The 12,891-nt window shown below is 66.9% G+C and carries 10 protein-coding genes and 1 pseudogene; 5 read left to right on the top strand and 6 right to left on the bottom strand.

Annotated elements, in window-relative coordinates:
• Positions 1-182 precede the first annotated feature (182 nt).
• Positions 183-2,603 (top strand): Hint domain-containing protein, encoded by a 2,421-nt coding sequence (locus tag V7Q39_RS13905; RefSeq protein ID WP_333817197.1) that lies wholly within the window; start codon positions 183-185, stop codon positions 2,601-2,603.
• Positions 2,604-2,615: 12 nt separating this feature from the next.
• Here the strand turns inward: V7Q39_RS13905 and ntrX are convergent, their stop codons facing one another.
• The 5 genes from ntrX to dusB all read right to left on the bottom strand — a co-directional run bounded on the left by ntrX (position 2,616) and on the right by dusB (position 9,819).
• On the bottom strand, positions 2,616-4,007 hold the full coding sequence (gene ntrX, locus V7Q39_RS13910; protein ID WP_333817198.1) for a nitrogen assimilation response regulator NtrX: 1,392 nt from the start codon (positions 4,005-4,007) through the stop codon (positions 2,616-2,618).
• Positions 4,004-6,286 (bottom strand): ATP-binding protein, encoded by a 2,283-nt coding sequence (locus V7Q39_RS13915; protein WP_443082523.1) that lies wholly within the window; start codon positions 6,284-6,286, stop codon positions 4,004-4,006. Before V7Q39_RS13915 ends, ntrX begins: the two co-directional genes overlap by 4 nt.
• Before the next feature lie 99 nt (positions 6,287-6,385).
• Entirely contained in the window at positions 6,386-7,750 is a 1,365-nt protein-coding gene (locus V7Q39_RS13920; protein ID WP_333817200.1) for a response regulator, read from the bottom strand.
• On the bottom strand, positions 7,751-8,845 hold the full coding sequence (locus V7Q39_RS13925) for a two-component system sensor histidine kinase NtrB (protein WP_333817201.1): 1,095 nt from the start codon (positions 8,843-8,845) through the stop codon (positions 7,751-7,753).
• Positions 8,842-9,819 (bottom strand): tRNA dihydrouridine synthase DusB, encoded by a 978-nt coding sequence (gene dusB / locus V7Q39_RS13930; protein WP_333817202.1) that lies wholly within the window; start codon positions 9,817-9,819, stop codon positions 8,842-8,844. Before dusB ends, V7Q39_RS13925 begins: the two co-directional genes overlap by 4 nt.
• Before the next feature lie 177 nt (positions 9,820-9,996).
• On the opposite strand from dusB, the gene V7Q39_RS13935 reads away from it, so the two are divergent.
• Genes V7Q39_RS13935 through V7Q39_RS13945 form a run of 3 tightly spaced genes read left to right on the top strand, consistent with a single transcriptional unit; the run spans position 9,997 to position 12,082 of the window.
• The gene (locus tag V7Q39_RS13935) at positions 9,997-11,115 is read left to right on the top strand and encodes a bifunctional 2-C-methyl-D-erythritol 4-phosphate cytidylyltransferase/2-C-methyl-D-erythritol 2,4-cyclodiphosphate synthase (RefSeq protein ID WP_333817203.1); all 1,119 of its coding nucleotides are present in this window, start codon (positions 9,997-9,999) and stop codon (positions 11,113-11,115) included.
• Positions 11,112-11,618, top strand: coding sequence for a phosphatidylglycerophosphatase A family protein (locus V7Q39_RS13940; RefSeq protein WP_333817204.1), 507 nt, complete (start codon positions 11,112-11,114; stop codon positions 11,616-11,618). Before V7Q39_RS13935 ends, V7Q39_RS13940 begins: the two co-directional genes overlap by 4 nt.
• Positions 11,615-12,082 (top strand): CinA family protein, encoded by a 468-nt coding sequence (locus V7Q39_RS13945; protein ID WP_333817206.1) that lies wholly within the window; start codon positions 11,615-11,617, stop codon positions 12,080-12,082. Before V7Q39_RS13940 ends, V7Q39_RS13945 begins: the two co-directional genes overlap by 4 nt.
• 94 nt (positions 12,083-12,176) lie before the next feature.
• Here the strand turns inward: V7Q39_RS13945 and V7Q39_RS13950 are convergent, their stop codons facing one another.
• Positions 12,177-12,635 (bottom strand): type II toxin-antitoxin system RatA family toxin, encoded by a 459-nt coding sequence (locus tag V7Q39_RS13950; protein ID WP_333817205.1) that lies wholly within the window; start codon positions 12,633-12,635, stop codon positions 12,177-12,179.
• Positions 12,636-12,758: 123 nt separating this feature from the next.
• Here V7Q39_RS13950 and V7Q39_RS13955 point away from each other — a divergent pair.
• Positions 12,759-12,891 (top strand): annotated as a pseudogene (locus V7Q39_RS13955) (hypoxanthine phosphoribosyltransferase); the annotation flags it as partial.

Below are 12,891 nucleotides of genomic sequence, written 5' to 3' on the forward strand. Positions count from 1 at the left end.
AGCTCCTGGCCGGGAGCCGCGATGGGGCTAATGTAGCAGACCCGAAACACATAAGTGGTGTTTTGTCGCAAACCTGCTAGCGTTATGCTCAGGTTTTGCCAAATCGACGCATCGGATTTTCGAAGTGCTGCGACGAGCAAGATCGCAGGTGGACGATCAGCGGGGAACGGGAACGGAGCGCCATGGCGACTATTACCGGGACGACGGGCAACGACAGCCTGTCCGGCAACACCAACAGCAATAACAATGACGTCATCTTTGGCGTGGACGGCAACGACACGTTGCGCGGTCTGTCGGGCAATGACCTTCTTTATGGCGGCACAGGCGACGACCTGCTGGACGGTGGGACCGGGAACGATACGCTGTACGGCGGAGACGGGAACGATACGCTGTATGGCGGGGACGCGAACGATACGCTTTATGGCGATGCCGGGAACGATCTTCTCTATGGCGGCGCAAGCGCCGATGTCCTGTATGGCGGGGATGGCGACGACACGCTGTCCGGCGACGCTGGCAACGACACGCTGTTTGGTGGCGATGGTTTCGATATCGCCAGCTATCTGAGCGCCGGATCTGCGGTCAACGTGAACCTCGACACCGGCAGCGCCACGGGCGGGGGCGGGACCGATGTGCTGTCCGGGATCGAAGGAGTCATCGGCAGCACAGCTGCCGATACCATCACCGGCAATGCCGCGGCGAACCTTTTGCGCGGCGATGCGGGGGCCGACACGCTTTATGGCGCGGCGGGGGTCGACACGCTTTACGGCGATGCGGGGAGCGACCTGCTGTACGGCGGGGTGGATGGCGACCTTGCATATGGCGGCGCCGATGCTGACACGATCTATGGCGATGCGGGTGCAGATACCCTGTATGGCGACGCGGGGAACGACCGGATCTTCGGCGGGGCTGATAACGACCTGGCCTATGGCGGCGCGAACAGCGATCTCATCTACGGCAACGATGGCGCCGACACGCTGTTCGGCGATGGCGGGAACGACACGCTTTACGGCGATGCCGGCGACGACGTCCTTGACGGCGGGACGGAAGCCGACGCGCTTTATGGCGGCACGGGCAATGACACGCTGTATGGCGGGGCCGGGGTCGACACGCTGCGGGGCGGCGACAACAACGATCTGCTGTACGGCGGAAGCGAGGCCGACGATCTGGCGGGCGAGGCCGGGGACGACACGCTTTACGGCGGATCGGGCGCGGATTCGCTGAGCGGCGGCGATGGCAACGATCTTCTGGTTGGCGAAGACGGCAATGACACGCTGGACGGGGGCGCCGGCGACGACACCTTGCACGGCGGGGCCGGGGCCGATGTGCTGAACGGCGGATCGGGGATGGACTATGTCGACTACAGCGATTCCAACGCTGGGGTCTCGATCAACCTGGCGACAAACAGCTTTTCGGGCGGACATGCGACTGGCGATACCGGCTCTGGCGTCGACGGCATCATCGGCTCGGCGTTCAACGATACGCTGGTCGGCTTTGACGGTGCTGCCACCACCGGCGCGGACATCTATACCAACATCTTCTATGGCGGCGCGGGCGACGACAGCATGTCGGGTCTGGGCGGCGGCGACTTTCTGTATGGCGGCGCGGACAACGACACCATTTCGGGCGATGGCGGCGATGACGTCCTGTATGGCGGCACCGGGAACGACGTGCTGTATGGCGGGGCGGACAACGACACGATCTACGGTGACGCCGGGCAGGACATCCTTTACGGCGGCGCCGGGCGCGACTGGATGTTCGGGGGCGACGACCAGGACCGGTTCTTCGTCAGCTTCACCGCCAGCGCCAACGATGTCGCGCTGAATGAATCGATAGACGGTGGCGCGGGCGGGATCGACAACGATACGCTTACGGTGGACATCACCGGCTTCGGCTGGGCGCGGATCGACCTGGTCTACGATCCGCTGGACCACGAGAACGGCACGATCACCTTCTTCGCGGGCGATGGCACCACGGTCGTCGGGACGCTGGTCTTCCGTGAGATCGAGCATCTGGTGATCGTCTGCTTCACCGCGGGCACCCGGATCATGACCGATGGGGGAGAGGTCGAGGTCGAGACACTGGAGCCCGGCGATCTTGTCCTGACGCGCGATCACGGCCTGCAGCCGCTGCGCTGGATCGGTCAGCGCAGGCTGACCCAGGCCGAACTTGTCAGCTGCCCCAGCCTGCAGCCGATACGGATCGGACCCGAGGCGCTTGCCGGATCGGGGCCGGACAGCCCCCTGCTGGTTTCGCCGCAGCACCGGGTGTTGATCGGCAGCGCACGGGCCGAGCTGCATTTCGGCGAGGAAGAAGTGCTTGTCCCCGCAAAACATCTGATCCACGCGCCGGGCGTCAGTCGCGAATGCCCGGCCGGGGGCGTGACCTATGTCCATATCCTTTTCGACCGGCATGAGATCGTCCTGTCGAACGGCTGCTGGACCGAAAGCTTCCAGCCGGCGGAGCGGACGGTCAACGCGCTGGACGCCGAGGTGCGCGCCGAGGTGCTGGCCCTGTTCCCCGAACTGGACGAGACTGCCCCGGCTTTCCCTGCCGCCCGGCTGACGCTGAAGGCACATGAGGCGAGGGTTCTGGTGGCGGGGTGATCCCCCGCCCGCCTATTCCTCGAACTCGCTGAACCCCCTGCCCCCGCGCGTGGACCCCACCACGCCCAGCGACTTGAGCTTCCGGTGGAGCGCGGAGCGTTCCATGCCGACGAAGCTTGCCGTGCGGCTGATGTTGCCGCCGAAGCGGTTGATCTGGGTCAGCAGGTATTCGCGCTCGAAGAGTTCCCGCGCCTCGCGGAGCGGGAGGGTCGCGATGGTGCCGGTGAAGGAGAGCGTGGCCTCGGCCTCGGGCTTCGGCTCGTTGCCGGGGATTTCGGAGGTTTCGATCGGGCCGGTGCCGTCGCCGAGGATCAGGATGCGCTCGATCACATTGCGCAGCTGGCGGATGTTGCCCGGCCAGGGCAGCGTCTGAAGAACGGCGTCGGCTTCCTCGGAGAGCGCGCGATTAGGCAGGCCCTGGGTCTTGTGGAACCAGTCGATGAAGTGGCGTGTCAACTCGGGCACGTCCTCGCGGCGGGAGGCGAGCGAGGGGACGGCGATGGGGACGACATTCAGCCGGTCGTAGAGTTCCTGCCGGAAGCGGCCGAGGCCGATCTCGGCGCGGAGATCGCGGCAGGTGGAGGAGATGACGCGAAGATCGACGCGGACCTTGTCGGTGCCACCGGCCCGGGTGAACTGCTGTTCGGTCAGGACGCGCAGGATTTTCCCCTGCGTGCCGAGCGGCATGTCGGCGACCTCGTCGAAATAGACGATCCCGCCATGCGCCTGTTCCAGAAGCCCCGGTTCCACCCCGCGTTCGGCGGTTTCGCGGCCGAAGAGCACCTCTTCCATCCGCTCGGGCTCGATCGAGGCGGAGGAGACGGTGATGAAGGGCGCGGCGGCGCGGCTGGAATGCATGTGGATGTAGCGCGCGGCCATTTCCTTGCCGGTGCCGGGCTCGCCGGTCAGCATGACGCGGGCGTTGGATTTCGTCACCTTGTCGAGGTTCGCCTTCAGCGTCTTGAAGGCGAGGGACGATCCGACCATGTCGGAGGAAGTGACGTCGCGGCGGCGCAGCTCCTGGTTCTCGCGGCGTAGGCGGCTGGTCTCCATCGCCCGGGCGACGACGACCATCAGCTGGTCGATGTTGAAGGGCTTTTCGATGAAGTCGTAGGCGCCCTGCTTGATCGCCGCCACCGCGATCTCGATGTTGCCGTGGCCGGAGATGATCACCACCGGGATATCGGGGTTGTCGCGCTTCACCGTTTTCAGGATGTCGATCCCGTCCATCCGGCTGTCCTTGAGCCAGATGTCGAGGATCATCAGCGCGGGAGGTTCGACGTTGATCTCGGCCATGCAGTCGTCGGAATTGGCGGCAAGGCGGGTGGTGTAGCCCTCGTCGCGCAGGATGTCGCCGATCAGTTCGCGGATGTCCTGTTCATCGTCGACGATGAGAATGCTCATGGGTGGGCCTCCTTCTCATTGGGTTTCCCGGCGGCGGCTTTCAGCGGGACATGGGTGCGCGGCCGCTTGCGGGCGGTCCGCGGCAGCCGGATCTCGGCCATGGCACCGGGGTGGTCGTTGCCCTCGAAAACGGGGGCGTCGAGGAGAGCGAGCGTGCCGCCGTGTTCCTCGATGATCTTCTTGACGATGGGCAGGCCGAGGCCGGTGCCCTTTTCGCGGGTGGTGACGTAAGGCTCGAACAGGCGTGCGCGGTCGGGGGGCAGGCCGGTGCCGTTGTCCATAATGCGGATCACCGCCTCGCTGTCGTCAGCGGTCAGCGTCACGCGGATCTCGGGGGAGAAGTCCACAGGCTTTACCTTTTCCTGATACGTTTCAATCGCTTCCCCGGCGTTCTTAATCAGGTTGGTGAAGGCCTGGCCGATCATCGTGGCGTCGAGGTCGAGGTGCAGTTCCCCGGCCGGGATGTCCTTGACGAAGCGCACGCCCGGCTGACCGTTTTCCTGCAGCAGCACCGCGCCCTTCAGCAGGGCAGCGAGGTCGCAATCGCGGCGGTCGGGTTCCGGCATGCGGGCAAACTTGGAGAATTCATCGACGATCCGGCGCAGGTCGCCCGTCTGGCGGACGATGACATCGGTATATTGCTCCAGATCCTCGTGGTCGCGGACCTGGGTCGCGAACTTGCGCTTGATGCGCTCGGCGGACAGCTGGATCGGGGTCAGCGGGTTCTTGATCTCATGCGCGATGCGGCGGGCGACGTCGCCCCAGGCTGCCATCCGCTGCGCACTGACGAGATCGGTCACATCGTCGAAGGCGACGACATAGCCTTCCAGCGACCCGTCCTCGCTGCGGCGGGTGGACATGCGGACGAGAAGGCTTTCGAGCTTGCCGCGCCGGGTGAGCCGGACCTCTTCCTGCACGGCGCTGCCATCGCGGAGCCGGTCAAAGAGCGCGGCGAATTCGGGGACGGCGGCGGCCAGCGGCGTATCCACCTGGCCATCGGCAAGATCCAGGAGCTTTTCGGCGGCCCGGTTCACGAAATCGATGTCGCCGTCGGAATCGAGACCGATCACGCCGGCGGTGACGTTGGACAGCACGGAATCGAAGAGCCGTCGCCGGGTCTCGGTCTGGGCGTGGCTTTCGACCAGCGCCTCGCGCTGGCCCTTCAGCTGGCGGGTCATCTGGTTGAAGAGCCGACCCAGCGAGGCGATCTCGTCATCGCCCTCTTCCTCCATCACCTGCACGTCGAGGTCGCCGCCCCCTACCCTTTCCGCGGCACCGGCCAGCCGCCCCACGGGCCGCGACAGACGTTCGGCGAACCAAAGGCCCAGCCAGATCGCCGCAAGGATCAGGATCAGTGCGAAGCCAAGGTAGATGAGGCCGAAGTTGAACAGGATCCGGCCGCGTTCGCTTTCGAGCTGGTTGTAGACCTTCACGGTCTCCTGCGTTTCATCGAGGAGAGAGAGGATCGAGCCGTCGACCGTGCGGGTGACATAGAGGTAGCGGTCGGTATAGGCGTCGAGCAGGATCAGCGCGCGGAATTCGTTGTTCGACCAGTCGGGGATCAGGACGGTATTGCCTTCCTTGGCGAGACGCAGCTGTTCGTCGGTCAGGTCCTCGAAGTCGAAGAGGTAGGAGCGTTCGCCGCGGGTCTTGAGCGCGCCGGTGCCGTCGACCAGATAAGCCTCTTTCAGCCCGCGCTGGACGACGGCCTGCGCCTGGGAGAGGAGCGGGCGCAACTGGTCGTCGCGCAGGAAGGTGGTCTTGCGCTTGGCATCGTTCAGGTAGCCCGCAAGGGTGACGACATCGGCGGCGAGATCGTCGCGCTGCACCGCCTCATAGGCCTGGGCGGCGGAAAGCGAGGAGCCGACGACGGAGCGGACGCGGTCGGAGAACCAGCCTTCGAGACCGATGTTGATGGAGAGGACGGCAAAGACCGCGACCAGCACGGTCGGGATCAGCGCGATCAGCATGAACACGCCGGAAAGGCGCAGGTGCAGGCGCGATCCGGCAGAGCGTGAGCGGCGGTCGGCGACCAGGCGGATGACGCGGGCCAGCACCAGCGCCGCGATGACCAGAACGTAGATCAGGTCGGCCAAGAGGATCAGCCGCAGCGCGGGCGAGCCTGCGTCCTGATTGAAAGGGCCGAGCGCAAGGAAGGTGGCGACGGCGAGGACGGGGCCGAGGAAGACGAGGCCCAGCGTGAGCGCGGTCTGCACCCGGCGCTGCCGACGCAGGCGGGAAAACCGAAGCCAGACATCCCTGCGACCTGTGCGCTCCACCGTGCCCTGCCCGTCAGCCGGTGGTTGACCCACCCAATGCCACTATATCTAGACGCGCAGGGAGGTGAAACCGAAAAGACACAGCTAGGCGTTGCGCCGCTACATCAACTTTCGGCGACGGGTCACGCGGATGTCGAGATCGGTGATCTTCTTGCGCAACGTGTTGCGGTTGATGCCCAGAAGGTCGGCGCATTTCGCCTGATTTCCGGCGGTGGCGTCGAGCGCAATCTCGATCAGCGGCAGTTCCACCTCGCGCAGGATGCGCTGGTAGACTCCAGCGGGCGGAAGCTGCCCGCCATGCAGGTCGAAGTAGCGCTTGAGGTGGCGCGCGATGGACGCAGAAAGCTTGTCGCCCTCGCCCACGCCCGCCAGGGGTTCGGGGCTGGGCTGCTGGCCGAGGACCTGTTCGACCTCTGCCCGCGCGATGTCGGTCTCCGTGGCCGTGACCAGCAGGCGGCGGATGGTGTTTTCCAGCTGCCGCACGTTGCCGGGCCAAGGGTAGGCGCGGATCAGGTCGGTGGCGCCCTGGGACAGGCGGCGGATGGTGCCAAGCTCGCGCTCGCCCTTGGCGAGGAAATGCTCGGCGAGAAGCGGAATGTCCTCGACCCGTTCGCGCAAGCTCGGGACATGCAGGGTGACGCCGCCGAGGCGGTAGTAAAGGTCCTGTCGGAACTTGCCGGATTCCATACGGGCGGCAAGGTCGGTCTGGCTGGTGGCCATCACGCGGGGGGCCTTGTCGCCCAGCATGTCGAGCATCCGGACCACGCGGGCCTGCGTGTCGGCGTCGTAATCGGCGACCTCGTCGAAGACGATGGAACCGCCGCGCGCCCTGGAGAGGAGCGTGGCGGGGCCGTCGATGCCTTGCAGGTCGGCGGCTTGCGCGACGACGAAGGGCAGCGTGCGGCGGTCGGAGAAATCATGGATCGCGCGGGCGATGAGCGACTTGCCGGTGCCGCTCTCGCCAGTGATCAGCACCGCAAGCTCGGTGTTCATCACCCGGGCGACCAGGCGGTAGAGCGCCTGCATCGCGGGGGTGCGGCCAACCAGCGGCAGGTCGTCCCCGGCCTCGCGCGCGGGGACCACGACCTTGGCGGCGTGACGCTTCTGGTCCAGGGCCTTGGCGGAACGCTTCATCAGGTCGGGCAGGTCGAAGGGCTTCGGCAGGTAGTCGAAAGCCTCGGCCTCCGCCGCCTGGATCGCGGTCATGATGGTGTTCTGCGCGGAAATCACGATCACCGGCAGGCCGGGGCGCATCTTGGAGATGCGAGGCAAGGCGTCGAGGCCGTTGCCGTCGGGCATGATTACATCGCTGATCACCAGATCGCCCTTCCCCTCCTCGACCCAGCGCATGAGGGTCATGAGGCTGGAGGTCGCATGGACCTTGCACCCTGCCCTGGTCAGCGCCTGGGTGAGCACAGTGCGGATCGTGCGGTCGTCATCGGCAACGAGGATGGTGCCATCCATCTAGCGGGTCTCCTTCTTCTCGCGTGGCGCCATGGGAAGCGAAACGCGGAACACAGTGCGGCCGGGGGCGGAATCGACGGTGATCCAGCCCTCGTGGTCGGTGATGATCTTCGACACCAGCGCGAGGCCGAGGCCGGTGCCGTTCTCGCGGCCCGAGACGAAGGGCTCGAAGATGTTGGCGGCGATCTCCGGCGGGAGGCCGGGTCCGTTGTCGATGATCTCGACGTTGAGCGGGAGGGCGGCGGAGATGCCGTCCTTGCGGCGCAGGCGCAGCGAGAGGTCGTAGAAGGTGCGAAGCCGGATCGTGCCGCCCTGTTTGCAAGCCTCGGCGGCGTTCTTGATCAGGTTGAGGAAGACCTGCATCAGCTGGTCGCTGTCGGCGAAGGTGGGGGGCAGCGAGGGGTCGTAGTCCTCCACGATGGTCATGTGCGCGGCGAAGCCCACCAGCGCCGAACGGCGGGCGCGGTCGAGCGCGTCATGAATGTTCACCGGCTTGCGGTCAGGCGGGCGGAGGTTGCCGAACTGCTCCACCTGTTCGAGCAGCTTCACGATGCGGCGGGTTTCCTCGACGATCAGGTCAGTCAGCTCCTGGTCCTCGGGGGTGAGGTTCATGCTGAGAAGCTGGGCCGCGCCGGAGATGCCGGCAAGCGGGTTCTTGATCTCATGCGCCAGCATCTCGGCCATGCCGATGGCCGAACGGGCGGCGGTCTTCGCGCCCATCGACCGGCCCAGACGGTCGGCAAGTTCACGGGGCGAAAGGATCAGCATCACGATGCCGGGGTTGTCGTGCATCGGCGCGAGGTGGACGGTGCATTGCAAGGGCGGGCGGTCGCCGGTGGTCACGTCGACGTCGTTGATGTTCAGCGGCGACTGGTTGGCGCGGACGCGGGTCAGCGCCTCGTCCATCGGGGCCTCGATGGCGAGACGGTCAAAGACGGGCTGGCCGCGCAGCGCCTTCTGCGAGGTGTTGAGGAAGGTCTCGGCGGCGGGGTTGGCTTCCAGGATCGTGGCGGCCTGGTCGATGAGAAGTGTCGGGAAGGGAAGCGAGGCCCAGATGACGCCCGGCACCGGATAGGGCGCGCGGTAGGGGGTCATGCCGCCAGCTCCAGCTCGGCGAAGGCCTGTTCCAGAAGCTGGATCACCTCGGCGGGGCTGGTGGAGGTGAGGATGGCGTCGCGGGCATGGGGCAGGCCCGCTTCGTCCAGATACCAGCCCAGATGCTTGCGGGCCATGCGCAGACCAAGCTCGGGGCCGTAGAAAGTGAGCATGTCGTCATAATGGTCGAGGATCATCCGGCCGCGTGCGCCGCCCTCGGGGATCTTCGGGGCTGGGGCGCCGTAGAGGTCATGCGCGACCTGGGCCAGCTTCCAGGGCGCCCCTTGCGCGCCGCGACCGATCATCACCCCGTCGGCGCCGCTCTGGCGCAGGGCCTCGCGCGCGGTCGCAGTGTCGGTGATGTCGCCGTTGGCGATGACAGGGATGGAGACCGCCTCTTTCACCGCGCGGATCGCGGCCCAGTCGGCATGGCCCTTGTAGAACTGGCAGCGGGTGCGGCCGTGGATGGTGATCATCTGCACGCCCGCCCCTTCCGCCCTGCGGGCAAGGTCGGGGGCGTTGTGGAGCGTGTCGTCCCAGCCGAGGCGGGTCTTCAGGGTCACGGGGACCTTCACCGCCTTCACGACGGCCTCGATCAGGGTCAGCGCGAGGTCGAGGTCGCGCAGGAGGGCCGAGCCGCAGAGCCCGGTCGTCACCCGCTTCGACGGGCAGCCCATGTTGATGTCGATGATCCGGGCGCCCTGCCCTTCGACGAATCGCGCGCCTTCCGCCATCCAGTACGGGTCGCGACCGGCCAGCTGGACCGAGGTCGCCTGTTCCCCGAGGCCAAGCTCCGCCCGGGCGCGCGCCTCGGGCTGGGCGCGGACGACCTCGGCGCTGGCGACCATCTCGCTGACCACCAGCCCGGCCCCGAAGCGGGCGACGAGGCGGCGGAACGGCAAGTCGGTGATTCCGGCCAGCGGGGCCAGGAAGACCGGTGGAGTCAGTGTCAGCGGGCCGAGGGGAACGGGCAAAGCCTTGTCCTTGTGCAATTGATCAAGGGCTAGCCTGAGGCGGGGGTCGCACCAAGGCAGCGCGGGGCGATTATGACTGAAAAACATGCGATGCACAAATTTTAGGCATTTTACGCTGCGAAGCGCCAGATTGTCATGCAGGTCCGGCTGGATTAGGCAGGGTCGAGGAAAGGTGCCATGCAGACAGCCGTGATCATCGTCGCCGCCGGTCGCGGCAGCCGCATGGGCGGCGAGGTGCCGAAGCAATGGCAGTTGCTGGCGGGCAAGCCGGTCATCGCGCACACGCTGGCGGCCTTCGCGGGAATGCGGGTGGTGCTGGTGATCCACCCGGAGGACCGGGCGCGGGCCGAGGGGCTGGGCGTTCCGCTGGTGGAAGGCGGAGCGACGCGGGATGCCTCGGTGCTGGCGGGGCTGGAGGCGCTGGAGGGATCGGGGGTCGAGGCGGTGCTGATCCATGACGGGGCGCGGCCCCTGGTCTCGCCCACGCTGGTCGGGCGGCTGATGGCGGCGCTGGAGCAGCACGAGGGCGCGGCCCCGGCCCTGCCTGTGGCGGATGCGCTGTGGCGCGGGGCTTCGGGTCTGGTCGCGGGGACCGTGGATCGCGCGGGGCTGTGGCGGGCGCAGACGCCGCAAGCTTTCCGCTTCGCACCGATCCTCGCGGCGCACCGGGCACATCCCGGCGGGGCGCTGGACGATGTGGAGGTGGCGCGGGCGGCAGGGCTTGACGTGGCCATCGTCGAGGGCGAGGAGAGCAACCTGAAGCTGACGTATCCGGGCGACTTCGCCCGGGCGGAGGCGATCCTGAAGGGGCGAAAGATGGATGTGCGCCTGGGCAACGGCTATGATGTGCACGCCTTCTGCGAGGGCGACCATGTCTGGCTGTGCGGCGTGAAAGTGCCCCATTCGCGGGGACTTCTGGGGCATTCCGATGCCGATGTGGGGATGCACGCGCTGACCGATGCGATCTATGGTGCCTTGGCCGAGGGTGACATCGGGCGGCATTTCCCGCCCTCGGACCCCCAGTGGAAGGGCGCGGCGAGCCATATCTTCTTGTCGCATGCCATCGGGCTGGCAGCAGAGCGGGGATACAGGCTGTCAAACTGCGACGTGACGCTGGTCTGCGAGCGGCCGAAGATCGGCCCGCATGCCATTGAGATGCAAACAGAACTGGCGCGGATCATGGGGGTCGATGCAGGGCGCGTCTCGGTCAAGGCGACGACCTCGGAACGGCTGGGCTTCACCGGACGCGAGGAAGGGATCGCCGCCCTCGCCACCGCGACGCTGGTGACGGCATGAGCCGCCTGATCGCAACCTTCTTCGGCGCGGGGTTCCTGCGGCCGGCCAGCGGAACCTGGGCCAGCGCGATCACCGTGGCGCTGGCGGTCGTGGCCTATCAGGCGGGCTGGGCGCTGGCGGTTCCCGTGGGGTTCGTCGTGGCGACGCTGACGGGCTTCTGGGCCGTCCCCCTCTATCTGCGGGCGACGGGGGGCGAGGACCCCTCGGAAGTGGTGATCGACGAGGTGGCGGGGCAGCTTCTGGCGCTGTCCTTCACCGTCATTCCGCTCTGGCAGCACGGGATCGCGAACCTCGCCACCGGGGCCTGGCCCGGCTGGCTGGGACCCTTTCTGCTGTTTCGGCTGTTCGACATCTGGAAACCCTGGCTGGTGGGCCGTGCCGACCGGATGAGCGGCCCGGCGGGGGTGATGCTGGACGACCTCTGGGCAGGCCTCTTCGCCGGGATCGGCTCGGTGGCGCTGGCGGGGGTCTATCATGGAGTGGTGGAGCCATGGCTGGGGTGACGGTTGCGGGGCTGCTGGACAAGGCGCGCTACTGGGGGCTGACCATCGCGACGGCGGAAAGCTGCACCGGGGGGCTGCTCGCCGCCGAACTGACCGGCGAGCCCGGCGGGTCGGACATGTTCGAGCGCGGCTTCGTCACCTATTCCAACGCGGCGAAGATGGAGCTTCTCGGCGTCAGGCCCGAGACGCTGGAGGCGCATGGCGCGGTGTCGGAGGAGGTTGCGCGCGAGATGGCGGATGGCGCGCTGGCCAACTCACGCGCCGATATCGCGGTGTCGATCACCGGGATCGCCGGGCCGGGCCCGTCCGAGCACAAGCCCGAGGGCCGGGTCTGTTTCGGCGTCGCGCGCAAGGGCCGGGCGACGCGGGTCGAGACGGTGGAATTCGGCCCGCGCGGTCGGGCCAAGGTGCGCGAGGCCTCGATGCGGCACGCGCTGGAGATGCTGGCCGAGGCGATGGAATAGAAGCAAATCCTTTAAGGGCCTTGCAACCGCCCGGCCATGGGTGTGCACCGCTTGGACGTGACCTGTCACGCCGCCCGGCAGAATTTCCGTCGCGTCAGAGCGGTGCCGGCCCGTAGAGGTCCGCCGCGCGGCGTTCGAAGGCGCGGACGATGCGGTGCATGGCGTCGTTGAACACCACGCCGATGATGCCTTGCAGGATGGCGTTGCGGAATTCGAAGTCGACGTGGAAATCGACCTCAGAGCCCCCCGGAATGTCGCGGAAGGCCCAGTTCGACCGCATGTACCGGAAGGGACCGTCGAGATATTCGGTGTCGATCTTCATCGCCTCGGGCCAGAGCGTCACCCGGCTGCCGAAGCGTTCGCGGAAGACCTTGAAGCTGATCACCAGGTCCGCCTCCATCACCTCGCCGCCGCCCTCGATGGGCGTGCGCGAGCGGATGCGGGCGGCGGAGTTCCAGGGCAGGAACTGCGGATAGGAGGCGACATCGGCGACCAGATCGTACATCTGGCGGGCGGTATAGGGCAGGCGCTTGGTTTCGGTATGGGTCGGCATGGGTCTCTCTTTGGCCCGAGATGTGGCCCGACCGGCGGCCAAGATCAAGCGGGCGGCATGTCACGGCCTAGGCAACTGTGGCATTGGGCGCTAGGAAGAGGCGAACAACCCCGGATGCCGACCATGCCCGACCGCCCCTATGTGATCGACCAGATGATCAGCGCCAAATCCATCGCGGCGCGGGTCGAGGCGCTGGCGCGCGAGATCACGGCGCATTTCCACGGCACCGACAAGCTGGTGGTGGTGGGCCTGCTGC

The organism is Tabrizicola sp., assembly GCF_036781545.1.
Lineage (GTDB): Bacteria > Pseudomonadota > Alphaproteobacteria > Rhodobacterales > Rhodobacteraceae > Tabrizicola.